Below are 22750 nucleotides of genomic sequence, written 5' to 3'. Positions count from 1 at the left end.
ATGTCCCGGAAGTTGTTTTTGTGACTGCTGTCCACGGCAGATGATTTGGGACAACATCCGGGACGGAAATATTACGCGAAGGCCGGCTGCCGGGGCCCGGCAATTCTTCACCATATGGCGATCATCCACGGGGGAGTGCCCCGGTCTAACATCGCCCATACCCCGGTAACGGAGTCTTTTCGCCATCGGTAATGACAACATCGTCGTCTGTAGCGGCCGTCCGCTGCTACGTCTGAGGATTGAGAGGACGGCCCGACATCGTCAGCGGGTCCCCTCAAGTTCAGTCAGAAATGAGACGAATGATTTCGCGACCGATTCCATGTCCTCGTGCGGCAGCGCCCGCAGTGCCTGCCCACTGCCCAGCTCCCAGATCGAGAACCCGTCCTTGCCGTCCGGCGTGCCATCGGCTTTCCAGGTACCCTCCGTCACGAACTTCACTTGAACCGCCGTGGGCACGTCTTTGTGCGGCTGGATGGAGAGCAGCTTTCGGCGGCCGTCGCCCTCGACGAGATGGTTGCCCTTGGTGTCGACGCAGATGACCGTATCTCCTGCCCAAATGAGGAAATCAGGGAAGAACCAGACGGTCTGACCGAGCGAGACAAGCGGGATCTTGTATCCCGTCTGCGATCGGTTGCGAGCCCACGGAAGTCCAGTCTCATCGATCGCCCGTGCAAAGCGCCGCTCAAGGTCATTAAGACCGTCATAGCCGTCGTGGAGAGCGTTCTTGAAGACCTCCATACTGCCGCGGCGCACTAGCGTACTGCCGATCGTGTATGGCTTCGGCTTGTGCTGCTTGACGACCGCGTATCTGAGGTACTCATCCACAGCCTCGGCGGCGTTGTCGGTCAGGCTCGTGTATGCGCTGCTGCCGACCCCAACCTTTGCATCGAATTTCTGGGTGTCGGTGTTCATCACCATCAGCGCAGGCCGGTAGCGACGGGACACCTCACGACGGAAGACCCAACGGGCGTTGACCCGATTCGACTGCTCGAAATCAACCCACTCAGAGTCCACCGATTCCCGTGCACCGATCGCCTGCTGGACGGTCCGACGGCGGCCCACGCCGCGGGTGTTCACCGAATCTTGAGTGTAGTCGTGGACCTTGGCTATGACCTTTTCGACGGGCTCGACGGTCGGCGCGTTGTTGATGAATGTGCGCGGTACGGTCAGCTGCTGTTTCGCCAGCAGGCTCTCCGGTTCTTCAGTACCGGGCGGAGACGTCAGAATTCGAACCTCGGGCGCATCTCCGCCTAACCCCTTTTTGACTTCCTCCACCACCTGCGAGAACGAATCGTTCCGGTCCACGCGCACATAGAAGTGCGCGGTGTTCAGACGGTCGGCCTCGTAGTGGGTCGCGCCTGGCTGGCGCAGCACACGTCCGACAATCTGAGTGATGTCGACCGTGGACTCCATGGTCTTGTCGACGTAGGCGAAGTAGACGCTGGGATCGTCCCAGCCCTCCTGGAGGGTCTTGTTGAAGATGATGTGACGGTAGTCCCCTGTCATGAAGTCCTCGTAGTCGCTTTCGCCGCCGTTGAACAACGTGAAATCGGAGGGAAGAGGGAAGTCCTTGTCAGTCTTGAGGTTCGCGTATACCGCTATCTCGTCGGCCGGCACACCGCACTGGTCTGTGAGGTAGCGCCAGATCGTAATCGGCGGGGCCTGCCGTTGGTCGAAAGGTTGCTTGGGGTCGTCCGTCTGGCTCGCATCGTCGGCGAGGATGTTGGTGTTGCAGACGTAGATTGCCTTGGGCATGAAGCTCAGATTCTCCGCCTTGGCAGCATCCTCCGCCTCGCGCAGGTCCCCGAGCATCTCGGAGATGGTCTCCTCCATCGGGGCGTTGAGCCCGTCGAGGGAGATCATGCCCTTTACGAGGCCGGATGCCACAACTGTTGAAGACGTAACCTGAGTGATGAGGTCCTTGTCTTTGTAGCCGCCCGACGTCCTCAGAGGCTGGATGACCTCCGTGTCGAATTGGGCCGGGAACTTCAACGTCGCACTTGCCAGCAGGAAGACAGCAGGCTGTTGCTCGATCAGTAGCGTCGTCTGCTGGTCGCTAAGGTTCTGTGCCTCGTCGTAGACCACGACCAGTGGCCTTCTCCGGCCGTCGGCCATTTCGCGGAGCTTGAGTGCCTCCCAGCGCGTGGACTCGATGTTGTCGGTGTCGAGAGCGAAGATTTTCAGATTGCTGTTTTCGCGGTCTCTCTGGTTGAAGGTGCCGACGGTCGCAAAGTAGAGCAGCGCTTCCTTCGAGTTGGCGACGTCTTCAGGGTCGTACTCGCTGAGCAGGCGCACCGTGATGTCAGTGAGGAGATGGTCGTACTTCCCGCCATCTGCCAGATTAGCGTAGCTCTGCTGGACCACGACCTTGCCCTTGGACAGCCACAATATGACCGGCGGGATCTCCGACAGGGCGACGATCTCGCTGACCGACTGAGCTAGGATCGCGGTCTTGCCGGAGCCTGTGATGGACGACAGCGCCTGATAGAACGGAACGTCACGGCGCTTGGCACCCCGCCCGAAGGGTATGGGCTCCGTGCTGTACTCGACGTAGCGGTCGGCCATCTGCGAGGCCGCGTCTTGCTGGAACTGGAACAGTTCGATCGCCATGCTCAGCCTTCCTCGGTGAACGACTCGGTGCGGACGTCCAGACCGAAGTCAGACAGAATCCGGTCGGGGATCTGGTACCAGACCACGTCGTCCGTCACGAGCAGGTTTCGCCGGCTGTACACGTGGTACACCCCGGCCAGACCTGCCTTGTCGGCTTCCTCCGTGATCGCCTCATAAACCTCTTCGGTCAGATCGGTGTTAGAGGCTGAGCCTGACCAGACAAGGTAGATTCCTTCGTTGCTCGCATTCTTGGCCACCAGGTACGTGTACGGTTCGTCGTCCGTGTCTGCCAAAGGAATGAGTGCAGCGGACCGGCGGCTGCCGGTGCTGGAGTGGGACGCGATGACCGTGTCGATCATCTCGTCGCGCTCCATCAGCAGAAGGGTCTTGGCGTCGACCTTCTTCTCGAGGGTTTTGAATGTGAAGCCGCCTCCCAGGGGTGCGTGCTTCTTCTTAGCCCATCCGCCGTCGATCACACGACGGAGGCGGTCGACTGTCAGGGTCTTCGCGTAGGAGTCACCGTTCTCTGGCCGACCTTGCTCGACCAGGATGAAGCGTCGGTCGGCGCTGTGGTCGTGGTTGAGCTTGAGCACAGCGTGCCCGGTGGTCCCCGAGCCAGCGAACGGGTCTAAGACGGTCCCGTTGGGTGGGCACCAGATCTGCAGCAATTTCGTGATCAGTTTCAGCGGCTTTACGGTCTCGAAGCCATGACCGGGACCCACAACCGAGGTCAGCTCGGTGACGCCCGTCTGGCTGTGCCCTGATTCCTCGTGGTCCCAGGAAACGTCACCGAGCACTTCAGGGTCCTCGATCTGCTCGTCGGCCCAGTACGTCATGGGCACACGGCCCTTCTTTACGTCCTCAAGATAGCGCTTCTGCTGAGGTCGTCCAGTACCTTTGACGCCGAAGAAGACTTTTGGCCACGAGCCCTTTTCTAGCTTCGCCACAGCAAGTTCTTTGGCTTCGTCGAGTGGGGTCTTGAGCATGAGTGCCTTGACCGCGCGTACGTCCGCGTCATTGACACCGACTATCCCTGCGCGGGTCTTCGCGTCGTCGATGGTTCGGAGCTCATATGAAGCCCCCCATCCCTCCACCAGACGTTTTGTGTCCCCTTGGGGGAACACCCAGCATCGACCGGACGGCGGGTAATGGATTTCTCCCGTGAACGGTGACTGAATGCCGTAAACCATGCCTTGGTGCGTGAGAGCCTTCGGCCCCGAGAAATCTCCGGCCTTCCACAACTTCTTGTCACCGTCACGGTTCAGATAGCGTGCGTCCATTGATTCGGTACGCAGTTCAAGCCCGGTCTTCGCGAGTCGCTCCACTTTCGCGTAGACCAGCACGTACTCGGTCGCCGTGGAGACATGCCTGTTGTCCGACCGCGGCGAGTAGGACTTCTGCCAGTTGATGATCGCGAGCCGGTTCTCCTCGCCGAACAGTTCATCGAGCATCTGACCCAGGTGGAACAGCTCACGGCTGTCGATGCAGATTGCCAGCACACCCGAGGGCCTAAGCATTGCCCGCATCATCTGAAGGCGCGGGTACATGAATTTCATCCACTTGGTGTGCTTCGCCGGGTCGTCGCTCCCCACGAAATCGCCCATGTCTGGGTCGTTCGGATCCTTGTCCCATTTGTCGTTATAGCGGAAGTCACCGCCGGTGTTGTACGGCGGGTCAGTCAAGATCATGTCGACTTGCCCGCGTTCGCGGTAGAGCGAGGCCAGGGCCTGAAGGTTGTCACCTTCGATGACCAGGTTCCGGGATTTGCCGTACTCGTCGCCGGCACTAAGGGACTTCACAGTGCGCTGGTTGCGAGGACGCACGCGGCGCCCAAGTTGGCGCGCCAAGATCTTGCCCGGGAACGAAAGGTTAACGCCCGCCCCGGTCTTCTCGCGGATCATTTCGATCAGCTGCTCGACCGGCAGTGACGCAAGTTCTGTCACATCGTCCACGACGCGCCCCTCTGTTGACATGCTGAAAAGGAAGAAGGCCGGTGCGCCCCATATAGCCAGTGGCTGGGATGTATCGACCCTTCAAAGCCAGTAGACCAGCGACCACCGACATTGTGAGTTGTGGGTGTTGCCGTCATGGACGCACTTGGGCGTGAGCGCAGGCGGTTTTAAACTGAAGAAAGGCAAACACGTCTCCAAGTTTAGATGCCCGGCGAGGATTGACTTACCATCTGCGGCGGCAGCTGGTCCGGCGGACCTAGCGACTCATCAAGTTGGGTTAGGCCCTGGATTGTCAGGGGTTATCTCTCCATTCTTCGCCTCGGAGAGGGGCTATATTCCAGCAATGGACAAGGCCGCCGTCCACAATTGCCGGACCCGCCGCCCCTCACATCCCGGATTGTCAGCACCCGTGAACAGTGTCCGGAACAAGAGCCCCGAGTTGATTGAACCGGCGGGGTGATGGCCATCAGCTGCCAGAACTAACCCATCGACTAGCGTCCAGACCATTCCCAACGATGACGACCTGCGGCCGCTCACGGAGGCCGGCGGAGCGCTCATAGATTCACGGGACCTCTATGAAGCGTGGAGGGATGTATCCGCGGGTAAAGCGGGTGCTGATTCGGTCCGAGCAAGCCTCAGGGACGTGAAGACCCGTTGGCGATGGGTGCCTGAGAGCTGAACGCGTGCCACTTCCAAGGAAAGGGGTCAGAATCGCCCGTCTGCGGTGTGGCGACCGCCTTCCTTTCGCTCTTGCTAGGGTGGATCGGGTGACAAACCTTGGGGAAGTTTTAGTTAAGGCTGTTGATGTAGGTGTCAGTAGCGCCGGTCAAGTACTCCTAGCGCCTGTTAGCTTCACGTTAGAAAAGGGTCAGGTTCTAGCGGTCGTTGGTGAGAATGGGGCTGGGAAGACTACATTGCTTCGAGCCCTGACAGGGGTCATTGCGATCAGCGATGGAACTCTGCTCGTTGGAGGCGAGGTCGTCGATGATCGTCGTCCCACTTTCCGTTCGAAAGTAGCCGCACAAATCGGGTTACCTCCCTTCGCGCGCAACTTGACGCTCTTGGAACATATGGCCCTAGTGGGGGCTTCCTGGGGATCTGATGTCGCGACGGCGTCTAGTAAAGGGATGTCAACGCTGTCCAGGTTCGGGATTGAAAAGCTGGAATCCCGCTTCCCGCATGAGCTGTCCTCTGGGCAGACCCAGCTGTTCGCATTAGCCCTGACTTGGATGAGGCCTTTTGAGGTTCTGGTCCTTGATGAGCCGGAGCAACGTCTTGATGTTGACCGACTCAGCATGCTCGGGGACATTATCAACGAGACAGTGTCCGAGGGGGCAACTGTTGTTATGGCGAGTCACAGTGAAAGCCTGGTGCGCCATGTAGCTACTCAGAGGGTGTCCGTGGGGCGTGCAGAGTGACGACGCAGTTCGCAAGCGTCTCCAGAGCGCATTCGATCTACCGGAATCGGGGAACCGACCGCACTGTTGGTCAGGTTGCTTACGCTGTCTATATAGCTATTCTCACCGCTTTGCTGGTGGCCGCCCCGGTTGTGACCACCCTGGTGTCAACATCGGTGAGGCCGGAATCTCTGCAGGTTCTCCGGCATCCGGCTTCTTCGCAGATCGTTAGCGCCTGTGGAGTCATTCTTTTGATTCTGTTCTTCTTCGCGGGGGCGGTCAGGGGGCCTGCTCTAAGGCCGCCGTTTCAAACATTTGCATTGGCCGGTAGCTCCATCGACCGGAGTGTCAGCATGTTGCAGCCCTTTGTGAGGGCCTCGCTGGTGTTGACCGGGACTCTCACCGCCATTGCAGGGTTTTTTGCTTCGGTTTTTCTGGTCTCGGGTGCTTCATCTCCAATAAGGGTTTTTTGTTTCGTCCTCGCTGCTGCGTTGTGGGGGATCATCAGCAGTTGCGTGTGGTTGGCGGGCCAAAGCGCAACCGGCCGGTGGCGTTGGTTTGCTCCGGCTTTCCTGGCTGTAGGTGGCGTGGCGTCATGGACTGTCCCGAGTGTCAACGGCGTCCTCCCGTGGGGGTGGCTTGGTTCGACCTGGCCACCCTCTTCAGGAGATTCAGGAACGTGGGAACCTATCCTCCTGGGGTGCTTGGCTGTTGCACTTTCTGCGTTGACGCCAGCCCTGCTCCGCCTTCTGAGGACAGGGTCCCTTCTGGAGCAAAGCGAACGGTGGCAGTCAGCAGGAATCTCCACAGCGGCAGGTGAGTTTTCCACAGCTCTGGCTGTCTTCCGCGCCAAACCCCGTCATGGTCGTCGGTGGACAGCTGTTATGGACTTACCAGAACTTCCGCGGTTTCTGATTCGGGACGGTGTGGGAGCTCTCCGGACTCCGGGTAGATTCTTGATCGGATCGACGGGCGTCTTCGCCGGGGTCGTTCTTGTGCTTTTCGCACTTGGTTCCCAAAGCGAGATTGCTTGGTTGCCTGCCGCGGTCGGCTCCGTCGCCGTGTTCTTCTCGCTTGGTGTCTTCAGTGACGGTTTTAGGCACGCGGCAGAGTCCATTGCAGCACCGCCGATTTACGGATATGCGCCTTTTCGCATGTACGCCCTTCATAGTGCTTTCCCAGTGGTCTGGTCCATGGTTTGCGCAGGTGCGGCTTGTGCTGCGGTCGCGGTTATTACTGGGGGAGCATTCACTCTCGCCGGCGTGATTTCCCTTGAAGTGGTTCTTCTCACCTTGATCGGCATTCGCATCTACGACAGCGCCCGCGGGCCGTTGCCCCCGATCCTCCTCACGCCCATTCCGACGCCGTTCGGAGACCTGTCCTCCCTGGTCATCCTGACCTGGCAGCTGGATGCCATTCTTCTCAGTGCGGGAACGGCAGGTCTGTTGGCGGGTGCACTTAGTACGGGCACAATTATTCAGAGCATTCTGACGGCCGCTATCTCGCTGGGGCTCCTAGGCTGGTTGACCAAGCGTCGACTTGAGCGGCTCTAGCGGCGGGGCAGGCTTACCCGTTGGCTTGTGCGGAGATCAGCCCCGCGAGGGTGGAGGCGAGTAGCGGCATAAAGAATCCGGTTTGCCCGGACCAAGCCTTGCGGCCAACACTGAAGGCAGCAACTTTGTCCGTGAAGGCCATGTTCTCCCGAAGCTCAAGGTTCTTCAGGGCCTGCATGTGCACTGGGTTCGTCCCAGGAAATGATGCAGCTACAGCTACGGGTTTTTCAGTGAGCTGCAGTGCCATGAGCGAGGGGGAATTTGTCCTACCCGAGGCTAACCTCATGGTGTAATCCAAGGTTGCCGGAAATATTCCGAAGCAGTCCGCTGATTCGTCCAGACCGATATGCGATCCTCCTGGCAAGCCGGGTTCATCCCAACTGTCCCTCCAGACGGCGCCGTTAGCCAGGTGCTTCAGTGCGTCGTATGTAACGAACCGCTCGGCCGATTGCGTGATGATAAGGCTGGTGATCACATCGGGATAGGCGTTTCGGAACCAGTTCAACCAATACGGCACCAGGGCGGCATTGATTGACCCGGTAACGACGAGTATTAGCTTTTCGATGTCAAGAATTGGCGGGTTCTGCATCAACTTCGCCAAGTCTTCGGGCCTAGGTCCCTGAACCATGGTCCACTGGAATTCGGATCGGTTCAGGCCGTGATACGAGTATTGGTTTCATGCCTTGATCACCCTCACCGGGCATGGCGGCAAGAATCATGAACTGAAAATTTCCGTCATGGTTATTATTCCAGCAAAGACTTCTTACAACATCGTTCATGAGCAGATATCCATCGCTTTCCAGAACCCAGTCAAAGGCCGATCCGAAACCAGCCAGAATGCGCAGCTGGTACGCCACATCGAATAGTGCTTTGGAAGCCCTGCTGCCCGGGTTCCATGCAGCAGAGTAGAACTTCCATGTCGTACGGAAGGACAGCTCCTGCCATTTCCCCCAGTTAGATTCAGTCCCCGTCCTGTACATCACATGAAGGTTTTCAATTCCCGGGTTTGGGGCAAAGAAGCGCCACTGAGGAATTTTTTTGAAGACCGGTAGGCGCATTCCAATCGATACTTGGGATGTTGGCAGGTTATCGAATGCAGTCACGACCAAGTGGCCCACGAGGGCGAGCCCAGCCGTACTGGCAAGGATTTGATTAGTTTTTGACATCTGCCACCTGCCGTATTATCGAAGCGACGATCTCGGCGCACTGAAGCTTGCCGATGATGGAACGGTGGCTGCTGGCCGGTACGTGGGAAAAGGATGCGCCCAGCTGCTCAGCCAGTTCCTGTTGCTGGGTAATGTTGTCTTCCGCAGCCACGACCAATTGCCTGATCCCGTAGGAAGAGACTTTGCGTTGGTTCGCCGTTGACTCAGTCAAGTATTCCCTCAGTGCTGCCACCTGGGTTGAGGGCCGCGCACCTGTTGTGAGGAACGCGCGTTGGATATCCGGACGGTATTCGACGTCTCTTTCCAGCTTGCTGGGTGCCCATCTGTTGACACCCAGTGTTGAAGCCAGCGCCTCCTGCATCGCAGTCTGCTTGAAAGTGCCGATCCGCCCTGGCGTGTTCCGATCTTCATCCAGGAGTACCCCGTTGGTCCCATCCAAGATAATCAGGGCTTCTGTCCTTGACCGCAGCTTCTCGGACTCAGCAAGGGCATTCGCAGAAACCAACGCTCCAATGGAATGTGCAACGAGTACGACAGGCCCGGTTAGGCCGTGTTCTTGGATTATCCGTTCCATGATCACGGCCGGCCGCTGAGCACTTTTGGTTCGACCGTAACCCCGGCGGTGGTATTGAATCACGCCTACCTGCTCTTTCAGCAGGTAGCGCACCCAGTCCCAGCTTTCCAGGGGGGACCCTAGTCCATTCTCCAAAATGACCGTGGGTGCGCCCGGCCCCGCTGCGGCAGGGGTGTAGATGTACTCAATTGGTGATCCGAGATCATCATTGAGGAGCTGTGTACCTTTTAGCCCGCCTCGACGGATGAGCTCTTCGTGGTGGCGGACGTATGCCATGACTGAACTCAAGGACAGGCCGGCGGCGAAGACAGCCAGTGAAAGCTTCTCGAGTCTCATGAGGCGGCCCGTTTTGCTTCGATGACGTAGATCACGGCTGCATGCGCTGAACTAAATGCCCAGAAAAAGCGCGGCAGTCCCATGGTCATGGCAATGCCCAAGTGGAAGCCCTTGATTCCGAGCAGAAGCACTCGCGCTTGCGCTGGTGAAGCGAGGTAGATGGCGGGAAACGCGGTCTCCCAAGCTATCGTCGACCACGAGAGCACCTTGGAAAGTTTTGGCTTTTCCCGGATGAAGCTGGCCAGTTTGCTTCTTCCGTAGAGATCAGTCTTAAGTACTTTCTCCAGGGCGACACCGGACCGCCAGGAACTCGAAATGAGCTTCGCGAGCCCCGATGCGGCGTACGAAATGCAGACCTGTGCATTGACTGCTCGCAAAAATAGGTCATCGGAACGTACGGGGTCGGACACCAGGCTTGTGACAATGCGATACCCCGCAATAAGCTCCGACATCTGGTCGGCGCCGTCACTGCCGTAGGGGTTCCGCAGCTCACTGAGCTTGTTCGAAAAGAACATTAGAGTCGCTCCGGCCGTCTGGCGGGAACGGCTGGAGGACCCCAGTAACGCGAGGCCGGCCCCGGAGATGCTCAACACCTGGAGAGCAGCCGCTCCCTGCCAAGTGTCGAGCACCTTCCGGAACTTAAGAGGCAGGACGCTGTTCGGCTTCGAAGCCGAGCGTCCTTGAAGAATTCCGTCTGATCGCGATTGTCGCAATGAGGAAAGCGATTCGAATCCACTGAGAATCTTGCTGACCGCGGCAGGTGCCATGACCCAATAGGCTGCCGATTGAAGTTTATGTTTTTCGGTTGTCAAAAGGTGCCTTTTCATCATGGTGTCAGCAATGCAGGTTCAGCGGATTACCGGAGCTTCTAGCAGATGAGGCAGATCGTGCTGCCGACCACGAGCGTCTGAGTGACGATTGCACTCGGAGTGGTCATCGCAGGCTCATTGTGAGCATTGATAAAGCCTTGGTCAACACTGCTGAACCTGGCGTTGACGGAATCTTCCACGGACGGTTCTACCAAGATTGAAGACATTATTTCTCCTTGACTTGTTCAGTTCACTGCGGATTTTTCTCAGAACCACGGGGAACAATATGCGCCGCCCCCCGGTCGGCGCCTCCGGACAAGCCTCGGCACATCCATAAGCTAGCGCCATCGAATGTATAAAACAAGGCGAGCTGTCTCCTCGGCGTGGCGTCGGGTGCTGTCACGTGAATTGCGAGGTCGAATTCTGAGATACGCTCAATGGGTCGAGGATCAAGACTGTGCTTTGCTCACTGGCTGTGAATTTTCCGCGCACAACGCGAACCGACATGCTCGAAATTTGCTGGATCCTGGGGGAGGAAATGCTTGATGTCGCGATCATTGGTGCAGGACCCAATGGGCTAGCTGCCGCCGTGATCCTAGCCCGATCTGGGCTAGAGGTTGCTCTCTACGAAACGAACCAGCAGGTCGGTGGAGCCCTCCAATCCTCCGGACCCATCGGACCGGACGGCGTCCGCTTCGACCTCGGCTCGTCAGTACACCCTTTTATCCAGGAATCCGAATTTTTCCGTCAATGGCGTGCTACTGAGCGCATCGACTACGTAACTCCCGACGTATCGTTCGCGCACCCTCTACCCGGCGGCGCGGCAGGTACCGCATACAGGGACATAGAACAGACGATCCAGGAGCTGGGGCGTGACGGGGAAGCATGGCGGAGGCTGATCGGCCCCTTGGCTTCCCACACCCACGAAACTTCGAGCATCGCACTGAATCCTGCATTGGCAGCCGCGCGAAACCCGACGCATCTCGCCAGACTAGGGGCCAGGACACTGGCAACTACTCTCCGCGGAATGCAAGGCGGCTTCACCGGATCGGTAGCGTCGGCGCTCCTTGCCGGGGTTATGGCCCACGCCAACTCGCAAATGCCAGGCCTAGCAACGAGCAGTGTAGGACTTGTACTCACTGCCATGGCCCACGGAAATGGTTGGCCTTTGCCCCTGGGCGGCTCCGGGCGGCTCTCCAACGCACTGGCCGAAGACTTCGTTGCCCATCGAGGCCGAATAGTCACAGGTAACCGGATTCGGCACTGGGCGGACTTGGAACCGGCTCGGGCAACAATTTTCAATACATCCCTAGCGTCAGCTGCCGCAATAGCGGGAGACCGCCTGCCAGCCCGGTACCGCAAAGTACTGGAGCGTAAGCAAGGCGGAAGCGGAGTATTCAAAGTCGACTACCTTACGTCGGAAGCAGTTCCGTGGGCAGCGGCGACCGTGAGGCAAACCCCGACGGTTCACCTTGGTGGAAGTGCCGCAGAAATCGCGGCAAGTGAGAACGCCGTTTCACGAGGCGTCATCCCTGAACATCCCTATGTACTCCTCGTCCAACCGACTGTTGTCGATCCTGGCCGATGCGTAGGAAAAACGATCGTCTCCGCCTACTGTCATGTGCCCCATGGCTCGACCGTAGATATGAGCGACCGCATCACGAGACAAGTAGAGCGGTTCGCGCCGGGCTTCCGGGACACGATCCTCTTCCAAGCCTCGTCGGATCCGGCCGCACTGGAACGAGGGAATGCAAACCTTAGCGGAGGAGACATTGGCGGGGGATCCATGTCCGGGCTCAACTTCATCAGCCGCCCTCGCCTCGGACTTCACCCTTGGCGCACGCCCGCCAAGGACATCTACTTAAGCTCAAGTTACGTAGCCCCGGGTCCAGGGACGCATTGCATGGGCGGCTACCACGCAGCCAAGGACATATTGCAGCAAATCTTCGGTGTCCCGATGCCTAACCTGGCGCCCTGACCGGTGCCGAGACTCAACGCCTCCAGTGCTTTTGCCCGCTCCTGAGTAGTTTCCGTACCATCGCCGCATCGCTGCTATCGGGTCATCGCCGTGCTGGTCGACTAACAACTCCAGACAAGCCAAATCCCATGCCTACTGGGCTCTTTATATCAAAGTCGGACACGTTGGCATGGCCTGCCACCAACGACGAGGGGCCAACACTCCACTTCCGCATGACTCCTGACGAATGCAGGAAGCCCACCGGTGGGGGACCGGCGGGCTTCAGGATCGACCGTATTGCCCGCGTGGCTCCAACATCAACTGGACGATCCACCACGGGCCAGCATGCGCCAAGTACCTCCATGCGCAGCCGTTGCGGTTGTAAGGGAGCAGAACGGGACGATTCCAGAGCTTCGTCAGTTGGCCGGTTACCGGCCTGTGGGAGTATCCGTGTTTTTCCGCGTTCGGAAAGTGAGTACTGACTACTAGCGCGCGGACGGCTTTGCCGGGCTTAACTGATCACAGCGGACCAGCGCAACGGCCAGCGTTCCCCCCCACGTTGGCCGGGGCTGCTGTTGGCTCCGCAGCAAGGGCCGGGCGGTGCTGCCGACAGGCGCCGCCCGACCTTACAACCCACCGCACGCCCCAGCGCATCGGGAGATTTGGACTCCTAACCAGGATGAGGGCACGTTTGATCGGCGCCTGCTGATTGCCAAGTGGGGTTTGGTGCCGTTCTGGTCAAAGAATGTCAAGATCGGCTCCAGGCTTCTCTGCACTAACTGATTCCATCAGCTGCGGGAAGCGTCCCAGGCTTGGCTGTCCCACTTCTAAGGAAGTGGGACACCGGAGGCAATACGGCTGTACCGGTATGTCCCATGGTGGGATCATGGATCATGGGCCAGAAACCATCAGAGCGCACGGAACTGGCGAATCGCCCGGTAGCTGCCAAGCGGGAAGCGCGACTGAGCATTCCACAGCATAATCCGGCGACCCAGCAGATGCTTGTGGTGGGCAAACGCCGGGAAGAAGCCGAAGCCAAACTTCAGCTGCGCCTCCATAAACCCACACGTTCTCCCAAAACGCCTGCTGATTGACTCGGCCACTCCCACCGCTCGAGGATCTGCCAAGGAGACTCGGAGCGTTGAATGATTTGGCTGTTCCAATTCTCTGAAGGGGACTAGTCTTAGCCCACACGACGCTGGGGGAGCAGGCTATGGGAGCAGTGACCGTTGATGGCGGTAAAGGGACAGTGGAACTTGCCGAGGGAGTTCTCCACCTCATATGGAAGCCCGGCACTGTTTTGGAAGCTGAGGATGTTCGCGCTGCGATAGCCACGGTGAACGAGATTGCTGAAGGCGTTGAGTACCCCATGCTGATTGACATCACGAATACTCAGTCTGTGACCCGCCAAGCCAAAGCGATGTTCAGCACCAAATGTGCTGCCTCGCGGATCGCCCTGCTCGGATCGAACCCTGTAAGTCGTGTCATTGCCAACTTCGCTATGGCCCGCCGGACTCGCCCTTGCCCCACGCGTTTCTTCGCATCCCGTGAAGAGGCTATGACCTGGTTCGTCCAGCCTCTTTACCCTGACTCTGTTGAGCGCACACTCAAAAGCTACAGAGGGCAGATTGGATCAGTAGGTGCTTGAGGTGCATGAACTGGCAGCTCGGGCACGAAAGGTTGCCGGGATCGCTGAAGCGGTTCAAGAAGCGGCAGCAACACTGACAGGGCGGCCCAGTGATGATTTTGAGGTGGTAGTGGCGTTTTAGCTGTATTGGCCATGCTCGTCGGACCGTTGCGTCCTTCCAGGTCCAACGGCTTTTGGGTGCTTCATTCGCTATTGCGCTGTTTTAGGCGCATGCTGAGCAAGACAACAGTGCCGAAATGGAGTCTTTGGTGGCTCCCTTTTTGACTGTTCTCGTGAAATCCCCAAGTCTGCTGGCCATGTGCATGCCGGTCTGGTGCTCCGATGGAGCCGTCATGCAGCCGGCGGTTTCCATTGTGGAGGGGTCCCCTGGCTGCTGACGATAGCCTGCCCTTAGCGGTTGCTAGACTTCCTAGCTAAATTATTGGCGGACATCACCTTGACCTCGTCGCTGCGGAAAGCACCGCGCCCGGGCTGTCTAATACCAGGGGTGTGTTTGGGCTTTAGTAACGAGGCCCGTCGACGGTTTGCGGTTTGGAAGGCGGGTGTTTCGGTGGAGTCCGTGCCGGTGGAGGATTGGTCCCAGGACGTTGCGTGTCTCGCGGACCTCCTTATTTCAGCCGATAACGTCAAAGCGTTTCTGGATGGGATGACCGTTCTCGGGGCGGCCGTAATGTCGCGATCGACCGGGACCCGCATTGAATGCGCAGTGACTCTGGGGCGCCGGAAGCGCACCGCGACGATCGGTGGCAGCAGCGACCAGGCGTTGCTGCTTGACCGGATAGAGCAGGCCCTTGAACAAGGACCGTGCATCGACGCCATGGACAGCGGCTGCCCGATTTTGCTTGATGATGCCCTGTCATCACCCCAATGGGGGGAGTACTGCGCCGCGTTGGCCGCGGCAGGGATGCGCAGCACTCTGGGCGTGCCGCTGGACATCGGGCAGGATGCCTCTGCTGTGTTGAATTTTTTCGCTCCCATGCCAGGAACGTTCACCCGCGAAGGCGTCGTCGATGCCCTGGCATTCGCCCGAATCGCCGGCAAAGCCCTCAGGGTGGCAATCAGGATCACCGCATCGAACGAGGCCGCCGGAGACCTCGATGCCGCTATGGAAAGCAGATCCATTATCGATACAGCTTGCGGAGTCATAATCTCCCAGAACCGGTGCACTCATGAGGAAGCGTTCCGTATCTTGAAGAAGGCTTCGAACGACCGGAACCAAAAGCTACGCGAGCTGGCTCAGGCGCTCGTCCAAGGAGTTGGGCTCTCCAAACAACCGGCCGCCCAGGAAAAGTAACCGAACTGCCGGGAGGCTCGTGTCCGGAGGTTGGGCGCATTCAGACGGGTCAGGGGAGCAGGTCGTCCACGGCCCAGTCCAGGAGGGTGAGCTCAAACGGGTGCGGTTTCAATGCTTCGTGCACGTAGGCGTCCAGCTCCAACCGGTCAGCGGTTCCACCTTCGGACCAGTACTTGATCCATAACCGTTCCAGCGTGACGTTGTCGTGTTCGAGCAGGTCCCGTGCTTTCTGCCGCGGATCGTTCATCTCCAGATATCCCAGTCCTATCGACGGGCCTCCTGCGCTAAGACTGAATCATCAGTCTCCTTATGAATTACGTTACAGGGGGCCGCTTCCCAGAACAACCGGCCGGCGAGGCCTAACGGACCTACCATTGGCTCATGGAACCCCTCGTACACGCTGACCAGATCCTGAGCCTCCACGAACTGGTCACCGGAACAGCCGACATCAAAGCCATCCTGCAGGGCGTGACAGGCTTCGCATCCACCGCGTTGACTCAGGCCGCGGGGGATCACATCGATTGTGCTCTGACCCTGCGCCGGCGCAAACGCACCGCAACGGTGGCCGGCAGCAGCGACAAAGCAGTCCTTCTGGACCACATCGAACAAAACCTCGGGCAGGGACCCTGCCTGGACGCCCTTGACCAGGGGAAGCCCCTGCTGCTGGATGACGTCGCCACGGACGTGTCCTGGCCTGAGTACAGTCGCGCGCTGGCCGCAGAGGGCTGTCGTAGTGCCTTGGGTGTTCCTATGGACTTGGGTGAAACTTCGGAAGCGGTTCTAAATTTCTTCGCGTCCAAACCCGGCCTCTTCACCCCGGGGGTCATCGATGAAGCCGCAGCTTTCGCGCACTTGGCCGGCAGCACCCTGCGTCTGGCGATCCGGATCGAAACCGTAGAACAACTCAACGCGGACCTGAAATCGGCGATGGCCAGCAGAACGGTCATTGACCTTGCCTCCGGCGCGATCATGGCCCAAAACCGTTGCACTCAGGAAGAAGCCTTCAAGCTCATCACCAAGGCATCAAGCCACCGGAACGAAAAAGTCCACAAAGTCGCCACCGACATCATCACAAAGCTGACCGGCGCAGCGGGAGCAACCCCGCACTTCGAAGACTAGAACCTCCAGCGCCCAACCCGATCCCCAACCATCCCACGGACGCACCGTGTTCCACTACCAAGGAAGTGGGACGGCCGAGAAACTAGTGGCAGAACCCTTATGGACCAATCGTTCGGAGCCAATTGGCGCCCTCTGCTCCAGACATAATGGCCTGATGGGCTATTCAGAAGTAGTATCCACGGCAGCTTTCCTACTGGCACTTTTTGTGGCCTGGCGGACGTGGCGCTGGGATAGGGCGGTCATCACGGTGTCCGGAACGCAATGGCTGGGTGGTCTGGGAACAGCAGAACTGGACAAAACTTCCTTTAGTGTCGAGATCTCCAACACGGGCAATCACGCCACACAGATTCTGTCTGCCTTTTGGCAGATCGAGGGAAGAGACTCCTCTCGGACAATCCCGGCCTCTCATGGCGGAGGAGGCATCGAGTCACTCTTCGAACCCCCGAGTTCGTCACAGGAGCCGGACTTGCCCTTTGTCCTCGACCGAAACCAGCAGAAATCCTGGGACTTCGAGATGAGCCTCGAGGGTCTAGGGGACTATGAAGCTATTACTCGAATGCGGCCGGCCGTGAAATTCATTTCGCGAAAGCGGGACCACTTGGTCTATGGGCCGTGGCAAAAGCCCAGACTTCCTTAGAGCGGTGAGGACTCAGCCCGTGACCAGCTAGGATCACGGAGCGCGGATACACAAGTGTTCTGGGTCTATATCCACCTTCGTACAGGCCATGGGGCCGGATGCGCGCTGCCAGCCCAACGCGATGGACTGAACACTCGGACGATGGAAGTATCCGCCTTGCCCAGTACGTCATGCTCGAGTATCTGCGTTGCTTGGGGGAGCGGCGGTACACGAAGAGCTGTGGATGTCTTGCGTTTGGGACGTTCGAATGCCCACCGGGTGGCGTGGGCCATGACTTCATGGTTGACCTCGGCAATTTCATGCAGCGTTAGGGGGGGGCGAGAGCTGTGGGGGAAAGCGGGTGATGGAACATTACCAAGAGGAGATTAGGCGCGAGTGGAAAAATGACTGCCCGGGCGTTCGCCAGTCCTGTCTTTTCTCCTCGGTTTTCACCGGGCCTGCCTAAGGGTAGGACAGGCAGGGGCAGGGGAACGAAAAATGGGACGAGCCGTCAAACATCTCTGCCCTAATTGGCTACGAGACCGCCGATTCGGCCCCGGGGGCTGCGCCGAAGCAGATTTTCCGCCGGCGAGTGTCCCATCGGAGATGTGCCGGTTCCAAGCAAGTGGAACGCCTTGCACCGCTGCAAGAGACCGGGAGTTAGGGTTTGCTTGCCAGGGCTAGGCGCGAAGAGTCCCCACGTTTTCCGCCACCTCGGAAATGCCAGTTACCAAGTTAAGGCCGGCGGATGTGCTCATTGACTTGGTTATGTTCTTGCGAGCTGCTCCTTCAAGACCGTAATGACGGTCGGCAGAGCATCTTCATCGAAGCCTTCTGTTCTGAGTTCGAATCTGTGCAGGAAATGATTCTCCCCTCCTTCCGTTTTGCCATCGCGGTGGCGCCTTACTTCTTCGACCTTCAGCAAGCCGAATAATTCCAAGGTTTTGCGGGCTCGTGAGTAGGGATCGCGGCCTATCCCGTAGTGGAGGAGTCTAGTTTCGGCTGGGATACTCACAAAGGGACCGGCCAGGCTACCTTTCCCACAAGCGACCATGAGAAGTACAGCGAGTTCGGAGTCCTCCAATACGTGGACCCAGGAATTCAAAATGAACCCGGACGGCAAGGTAGTCAAAGACTCCTTGGGGCCGGGTACTTTGTAGAGTTGTCGCTCCCCGCTGGAACCTCTCTCATCCAAAAGGTCATAATTTTCGAAGTCGCCTCGCTTGCCCTCGGACCTGGGAAATTGAATGAGTTCTGCGGTCTCCAAGCGCTTGAAGCTTGCCCTGACGGATCGGGCTCTCTTGTCCTTTGCTTCGAGCGTTGTCAGTCCGTGGCCTGCTCGCTCTGCGTCAGTTGCGACCAGATCGGTCCAACCGGGGCGGTCCGTGTTCGCCACGATGGGCAGCCACTGGGGATGCCCTCCAGCTCTCATGGTCTTTTGAGCAATTGCCAGGGCTGTGAGATAGATGCGGAGCGTTGAACCACGGCTTGATGAAATTTCAGTGCAAGGTGGGCGGAGTTCGCGCGGAGGAACCTTTCGGTCCGAGAACTCCCCTGCGGGCGCTTCTTGCCGGTAAATGAATTCGTGGCGCAGGCGGAACCCATGCATGAGCAGGGGTCCCTTCCCCTGAAGAGAGTCAAGTGTCCCGGCCGAGCGTTTGACCGATGCCCCGTAGTTGCCGCTTAGCCTGGCGAGCCTGGCTTTGTATGCCTGACGGTCCTTGGGCGTGGGAAGGCGGGAAAAGTCTAGGTTCACGATGCTCATTTTCGACGCCTTTCTACTTCTAACATTGAACGTCTAAAGCCGCATGGTAATCTTCTAGACATCTTCTTGATGACCTGTCTCACTTGCGGCTTTACCCGTCAGATCATTCTAGTGGATACACGCCACGATCGCCCATACAGTTCTACGTGTTTACCAGTTCGCCTCTATTCAGATATGTGCCACTTATGCCTCCAGAACTTCGCGCCTACCTCGATGAGTCCTCTGCTAACCGCTCAGAGGACTCCCAGGAGTACCTTGTGTGTGCTGCCGTAGTTCCTGATGACTCCGCTGAAGAGCTTCGGGAAAAGTTGCTGGCTTTGCGCCTTAAGGGGCAGATCAAACTGCACTGGACGGACGAAAGTGAAGCGCGCCGAAAGAAGATCGTTGCAGCTGTGAGTGAGCTGACGCCCATGTCCGCGGTCGTGACTCATGTGAGCAGGCGTCAGAATAAGACTGAACGATTCAGGCGGAAGTGCTTGGAAACGATCTACTACGAGCTTGCCTCCATGGGTGTCCAGGAAGTCATCTGCGAAGCGCGGATGCCTGCCCAGAACCAAAAGGACATCGCCCATATTGTGGCGCTCAGGGGTCAGAAAGTTGTCGATCGCGACTTCAGCATCAGTCATTGCCGCGGCGGCGACGATCCGCTTCTGTGGATACCTGACGTATTCCTGGGCGCCATCAACGCCAAGCACCTGGGGCAGGACGCCTACTACGAAGCATTGAAGGATCTCCTGATACTTGAGCGTAAGACGCCGGAGTCGGCTTAAATGCGAAAGACCCTAGATCCAGTCGTCCGGCTGGGGTTCAAGGGCCTTCTTCCCAATCCATCGCAATGGTGGGCAGTTATTACGATAGTCGGCCGCTGTTAGGTATGCAAGTGGAGGAGGGTCCGGAGCAGCTGCTTCGGCCGGCTAAGTGAGCTCCGGCGCCCCCACAAATTGTGAGTGCGGGATTACCCTCCAACGCTGTCCCATTTCCAGGGATGTGGGACCCGACCAGACGGGCTTTCCAGAGGCGCAATGCCGCAGCATCATCTACGCTACTTGTGGGCCAGCAAGCTGCGCGACAGGAGTTACCGTTGGTACCCGGGGAGTACCTGGATCCTGGTTGCGGGCCCGGTTGTCGCTGCGCTCCCTATAGTGGCTCTGATGGAGCTGATCATGACCAAATCCAGTGCGCTGTGATTCTGATCAGCTGACAGTAAAGGAAGAATGGAAGATGATTTCCGACGCTGAGCGACGCAACGATGCCGTTTATGCCGAACACAAAGCTGCAGTGGCAGCCGGGGAAAAACGCGTGCTCCGCAACACCAGCACCGGCGAGCTGCGCAGCTATCGGGGAGATGAAATCGGCTTTACACCTGGCCGAGGGCAGGCTCAGGTCAGTACTTGGTGGGGGATGGGGATTCTCGCGTTTTTTGCCGTCGTGCTCACTGTCCTATCGGTGCTTTTGTTGCTAGCTCCGTTGGGACAGGGGCAAAATCCAATGTGGGGTGCGCTGTTCCTGACCGCTCTGGCCGGTGGCTTCGCCTTCTATGCGATCACGCTGGCCCGCCAAGAGTACCGGGCAACGAAGCTCCGTAAACTGAGGGGCTCACCGAAGCCAAGCACGACCGGCAGGGTGGAGATTTAGCGCCGTGATTCACGGGGAAATGTCCGGATAGCCATTTTTGGTCCCTTGGAGATCCCGAGGCCACACGCCCTAGTGCCAAATCACGGTGACCACCATGGTCGCGTCGGCGGAGAGATGCGGCCCGGCGTGTCCGTCATCCAGAACACAACCCACCTCGAAGCCAGACTGGATGGTCGTTGACGAACACTCAGCCGAGGTGAAACCCAACAGATCCACCGGGAGGTCGTCTCCGACCCGGAGTTCGCTCATGGTGTTCTCTGCCTTCCCAAAAGAATCTCGAGTTTTCGCGTCACGATTCGCTGCCTCCCCGCACTCTATCCGCAGAGGGGTAAAACTCAGCGCGTGGGGCAAGGGTCGCACTTCCAAGGGTGCAGCGCTGTCATGGCTCAGGCGACCTGCCTTAGCGGAGGGACGTCGGTTCCCGTCACTTTCGGACTGATAGACGAAGCCCACCGATGGGGGACCGGTGGGCTTCAAAGCGACGGTTTTGCTTGCAGGCTTCCAACATCAAATGGACTATAGAGCGCCGGTCACTAGAAGTCGTCAGGACTCTCACGGCCAACTCGTCCATAGGACCGAGGCTATTTAGACGATCATCCCGGGTCAGCAGGTCCAGGATGTTTGAGGTGGGGTAGTTGCTGCTCCGTTGGTCCTGCTGAGTTCTCACGGTTCCTTGCGTTCGCCTTTGTCCGCCGGGGCGTCGTCCGGGTCCACGACAGGGGAGAAAGCATCGGCGGGAATGTCTCCTTCTCGCGGTTCCTTGTCGGGGTCGGAGAGGCTGTCGCCTGGAACTTCACGCATGCGGACACCATATGCCTGATGAATGAGCATGTCCACGGATCAACCGAGGTTAGTGCCCACGCTCGGCTGAAGCACGCATCTCTCGGACACCTTTGGCGCGGCCTCCTGGCCGGGGTTGCTTTCGGCACCATCCCCTTGGGTCCGTCAGGGGGGTGGGGTCATGCACCATGGGCCATGAACCATCAGAGCGCACGGAACTGGCGAATCGCCCGGTAGCTGCCAAGCGGGAAGCGCGACTGAGCATTCCACAGCATAATCCGGCGACCCAGCAGATGCTTGTGGTGGGCAAACGCCGGGAAGAAGCCGAAGCCAAACTTCAGCTGCGCCTCCATAAACCCACACGTTCTCCCAAAACGCCTGCTGATTGACTCGGCCACTCCCACCGCTCGAGGATCTGCCAAGGAGACTCGGAGCGTTGAATGATTTGGCTGTTCCAATTCTCTGAAGGGGACTAGTCTTAGCCCACACGACGCTGGGGGAGCAGGCTATGGGAGCAGTGACCGTTGATGGCGGTAAAGGGACAGTGGAACTTGCCGAGGGAGTTCTCCACCTCATATGGAAGCCCGGCACTGTTTTGGAAGCTGAGGATGTTCGCGCTGCGATAGCCACGGTGAACGAGATTGCTGAAGGCGTTGAGTACCCCATGCTGATTGACATCACGAATACTCAGTCTGTGACCCGCCAAGCCAAAGCGATGTTCAGCACCAAATGTGCTGCCTCGCGGATCGCCCTGCTCGGATCGAACCCTGTAAGTCGTGTCATTGCCAACTTCGCTATGGCCCGCCGGACTCGCCCTTGCCCCACGCGTTTCTTCGCATCCCGTGAAGAGGCTATGACCTGGTTCGTCCAGCCTCCTTTTTCCTGACTCTGTTGAGCGCACACTCATCTCGCCGCGGCACTCCGCGTTGATTCAGGCCGCCGCCCCAGGACCGATGGGCGCGTCATAACGTGCACTTCCACCGCTCAGCCGCAAGACCATGAAATGCCCGCCCGTCGGCAATATCGAACTGACAGGAGATGCCCTGGAGATCCCCGGTGAAGGCCTGACCCTGATCGCCTACACCGCCGAAACCGGCAGCCACGCAGACAGCTGGAACGCCGCGGCACCAACGACAAGCAAGCCCCTCCCGTCAACATCGTCGTCTGCGGTGGACCTGCAGGAATAACTACGGAACCGCCCGGTTTTGTGGGCAGAATGGGCTTATGTGCGGCAGATACACGATGTCCAAAGCAACGAGCGATCTCCTGAGTCACTTCGAGGCCAAGGAGGTGGAGGGCAGCCCTCCGGGGCCGAGCTGGAATGTTGCACCTACTCAGAACGTGCCGATCGTGGCCGAACGCCTGGATGAGGGCACCCTTGACCGGCGGCTGCTGATCGCCAAGTGGGGTCTGGTGCCGTCCTGGGCCAAGGATGCGAAGATCGGTTCCAAGCTCATCAATGCCAGAAGCGAATCAATCCTGGAGAAGCCCTCGTTCCGGTCGGCTGCGGTCAAACGCAGAGCCATCGTGCCGGCTGAG

Annotated in this window: 24 protein-coding genes; 11 read left to right on the top strand and 13 right to left on the bottom strand. The window is 58.6% G+C overall.

Annotation, left to right across the window (positions count from 1 at the left end; genetic code table 11):
- Positions 1-261: 261 nt before the first annotated feature.
- Positions 262-2610, bottom strand: coding sequence for a hypothetical protein (locus tag ACNQOP_RS20170; protein WP_416405547.1), 2349 nt, complete (start codon positions 2608-2610; stop codon positions 262-264).
- A gap of 2 nt (positions 2611-2612) precedes the next feature.
- Positions 2613-4562, bottom strand: a complete 1950-nt coding sequence (locus ACNQOP_RS20165) for a site-specific DNA-methyltransferase (protein ID WP_416405546.1) — start codon at positions 4560-4562, stop codon at positions 2613-2615.
- Positions 4563-5329: 767 nt separating this feature from the next.
- On the opposite strand from ACNQOP_RS20165, the gene ACNQOP_RS20160 reads away from it, so the two are divergent.
- The gene (locus tag ACNQOP_RS20160) at positions 5330-5980 is read left to right on the top strand and encodes an ABC transporter ATP-binding protein (protein ID WP_416405545.1); all 651 of its coding nucleotides are present in this window, start codon (positions 5330-5332) and stop codon (positions 5978-5980) included.
- A gap of 935 nt (positions 5981-6915) precedes the next feature.
- Positions 6916-7512, top strand: coding sequence for a hypothetical protein (locus tag ACNQOP_RS20155; RefSeq protein ID WP_416405544.1), 597 nt, complete (start codon positions 6916-6918; stop codon positions 7510-7512).
- A 13-nt stretch (positions 7513-7525) separates the two neighbouring features.
- On the opposite strand, the gene ACNQOP_RS20150 is transcribed toward ACNQOP_RS20155, so the two are convergent.
- From ACNQOP_RS20150 to ACNQOP_RS20130, 5 genes are read right to left on the bottom strand one after another with little or no spacing between them, the layout of a single operon-like run.
- Entirely contained in the window at positions 7526-8113 is a 588-nt protein-coding gene (locus tag ACNQOP_RS20150; RefSeq protein WP_416405543.1) for a flavoprotein, read from the bottom strand.
- Between the two features lie 10 nt (positions 8114-8123).
- Positions 8124-8615, bottom strand: coding sequence for a hypothetical protein (locus tag ACNQOP_RS20145; protein WP_416405542.1), 492 nt, complete (start codon positions 8613-8615; stop codon positions 8124-8126).
- A gap of 49 nt (positions 8616-8664) precedes the next feature.
- Complete coding sequence (locus ACNQOP_RS20140) at positions 8665-9528, bottom strand: alpha/beta fold hydrolase (RefSeq protein WP_416405541.1); 864 nt, start codon at positions 9526-9528, stop codon at positions 8665-8667.
- A gap of 56 nt (positions 9529-9584) precedes the next feature.
- Complete coding sequence (locus tag ACNQOP_RS20135; RefSeq protein ID WP_416405540.1) at positions 9585-10418, bottom strand: hypothetical protein; 834 nt, start codon at positions 10416-10418, stop codon at positions 9585-9587.
- A gap of 38 nt (positions 10419-10456) precedes the next feature.
- A complete protein-coding gene (locus tag ACNQOP_RS20130; protein ID WP_156524809.1) occupies positions 10457-10624 on the bottom strand; it encodes a cypemycin family RiPP in 168 nt (55 codons plus the stop codon).
- A 278-nt stretch (positions 10625-10902) separates the two neighbouring features.
- On the opposite strand from ACNQOP_RS20130, the gene ACNQOP_RS20125 reads away from it, so the two are divergent.
- The gene (locus ACNQOP_RS20125; protein WP_416405539.1) at positions 10903-12375 is read left to right on the top strand and encodes a phytoene desaturase family protein; all 1473 of its coding nucleotides are present in this window, start codon (positions 10903-10905) and stop codon (positions 12373-12375) included.
- An 887-nt stretch (positions 12376-13262) separates the two neighbouring features.
- On the opposite strand, the gene ACNQOP_RS20120 is transcribed toward ACNQOP_RS20125, so the two are convergent.
- Positions 13263-13412 carry a hypothetical protein gene (locus tag ACNQOP_RS20120; protein ID WP_416405529.1) on the bottom strand — a complete coding sequence of 50 codons (150 nt, stop codon included), beginning with the start codon at positions 13410-13412 and terminating at the stop codon, positions 13263-13265.
- A gap of 155 nt (positions 13413-13567) precedes the next feature.
- Between ACNQOP_RS20120 and ACNQOP_RS20115 the strand changes: the two genes are divergently transcribed.
- Positions 13568-14002 (top strand): STAS/SEC14 domain-containing protein, encoded by a 435-nt coding sequence (locus tag ACNQOP_RS20115; protein WP_416405538.1) that lies wholly within the window; start codon positions 13568-13570, stop codon positions 14000-14002.
- Positions 14003-14672: 670 nt separating this feature from the next.
- The gene (locus ACNQOP_RS20110; protein WP_416405537.1) at positions 14673-15296 is read left to right on the top strand and encodes a GAF and ANTAR domain-containing protein; all 624 of its coding nucleotides are present in this window, start codon (positions 14673-14675) and stop codon (positions 15294-15296) included.
- 49 nt (positions 15297-15345) lie between these two features.
- Here ACNQOP_RS20110 and ACNQOP_RS20105 read toward each other — a convergent pair whose 3' ends face one another.
- Positions 15346-15543 carry a hypothetical protein gene (locus ACNQOP_RS20105; RefSeq protein ID WP_416405536.1) on the bottom strand — a complete coding sequence of 66 codons (198 nt, stop codon included), beginning with the start codon at positions 15541-15543 and terminating at the stop codon, positions 15346-15348.
- Positions 15544-15677: 134 nt separating this feature from the next.
- Between ACNQOP_RS20105 and ACNQOP_RS20100 the strand changes: the two genes are divergently transcribed.
- Positions 15678-16415: a GAF and ANTAR domain-containing protein gene (locus ACNQOP_RS20100; RefSeq protein ID WP_416405535.1), complete on the top strand. Its 738-nt coding sequence runs from the start codon at positions 15678-15680 to the stop codon at positions 16413-16415.
- Between the two features lie 1382 nt (positions 16416-17797).
- Here ACNQOP_RS20100 and ACNQOP_RS20095 read toward each other — a convergent pair.
- Positions 17798-18796, bottom strand: coding sequence for a hypothetical protein (locus tag ACNQOP_RS20095; RefSeq protein ID WP_416405534.1), 999 nt, complete (start codon positions 18794-18796; stop codon positions 17798-17800).
- A gap of 185 nt (positions 18797-18981) precedes the next feature.
- Here ACNQOP_RS20095 and ACNQOP_RS20090 point away from each other — a divergent pair, with 185 nt between their 5' ends.
- Both ACNQOP_RS20090 and ACNQOP_RS20085 read left to right on the top strand, forming a co-directional pair.
- Positions 18982-19566 carry a hypothetical protein gene (locus ACNQOP_RS20090; RefSeq protein WP_416405533.1) on the top strand — a complete coding sequence of 195 codons (585 nt, stop codon included), beginning with the start codon at positions 18982-18984 and terminating at the stop codon, positions 19564-19566.
- 451 nt (positions 19567-20017) lie between these two features.
- Positions 20018-20431: a hypothetical protein gene (locus tag ACNQOP_RS20085; protein ID WP_416405532.1), complete on the top strand. Its 414-nt coding sequence runs from the start codon at positions 20018-20020 to the stop codon at positions 20429-20431.
- Between the two features lie 69 nt (positions 20432-20500).
- On the opposite strand, the gene ACNQOP_RS20080 is transcribed toward ACNQOP_RS20085, so the two are convergent.
- The 3 genes from ACNQOP_RS20080 to ACNQOP_RS20070 all read right to left on the bottom strand — a co-directional run bounded on the left by ACNQOP_RS20080 (position 20501) and on the right by ACNQOP_RS20070 (position 21564).
- Positions 20501-20680: a hypothetical protein gene (locus ACNQOP_RS20080; protein ID WP_416405531.1), complete on the bottom strand. Its 180-nt coding sequence runs from the start codon at positions 20678-20680 to the stop codon at positions 20501-20503.
- A 414-nt stretch (positions 20681-21094) separates the two neighbouring features.
- On the bottom strand, positions 21095-21232 hold the full coding sequence (locus ACNQOP_RS20075) for a hypothetical protein (protein WP_416405530.1): 138 nt from the start codon (positions 21230-21232) through the stop codon (positions 21095-21097).
- Between the two features lie 182 nt (positions 21233-21414).
- On the bottom strand, positions 21415-21564 hold the full coding sequence (locus ACNQOP_RS20070) for a hypothetical protein (RefSeq protein WP_416405529.1): 150 nt from the start codon (positions 21562-21564) through the stop codon (positions 21415-21417).
- Between the two features lie 155 nt (positions 21565-21719).
- On the opposite strand from ACNQOP_RS20070, the gene ACNQOP_RS20065 reads away from it, so the two are divergent.
- The 3 genes from ACNQOP_RS20065 to ACNQOP_RS20055 all read left to right on the top strand — a co-directional run.
- Complete coding sequence (locus ACNQOP_RS20065) at positions 21720-22097, top strand: STAS/SEC14 domain-containing protein (RefSeq protein WP_416405528.1); 378 nt, start codon at positions 21720-21722, stop codon at positions 22095-22097.
- Between the two features lie 112 nt (positions 22098-22209).
- A complete protein-coding gene (locus tag ACNQOP_RS20060) occupies positions 22210-22398 on the top strand; it encodes a hypothetical protein (protein ID WP_416405527.1) in 189 nt (62 codons plus the stop codon).
- 37 nt (positions 22399-22435) lie between these two features.
- Positions 22436-22750: SOS response-associated peptidase (locus tag ACNQOP_RS20055; protein ID WP_416405526.1), on the top strand; the 315-nt coding region annotated here is incomplete at its 3' end.

Source organism: Arthrobacter sp. LFS091, from assembly GCF_047977885.1.
Taxonomy (GTDB): Bacteria; Actinomycetota; Actinomycetes; order Actinomycetales; family Micrococcaceae; genus Arthrobacter.
Note: the sequence above shows the minus strand (reverse complement) of the source record. Positions and strands in the feature narration are given on the sequence as shown.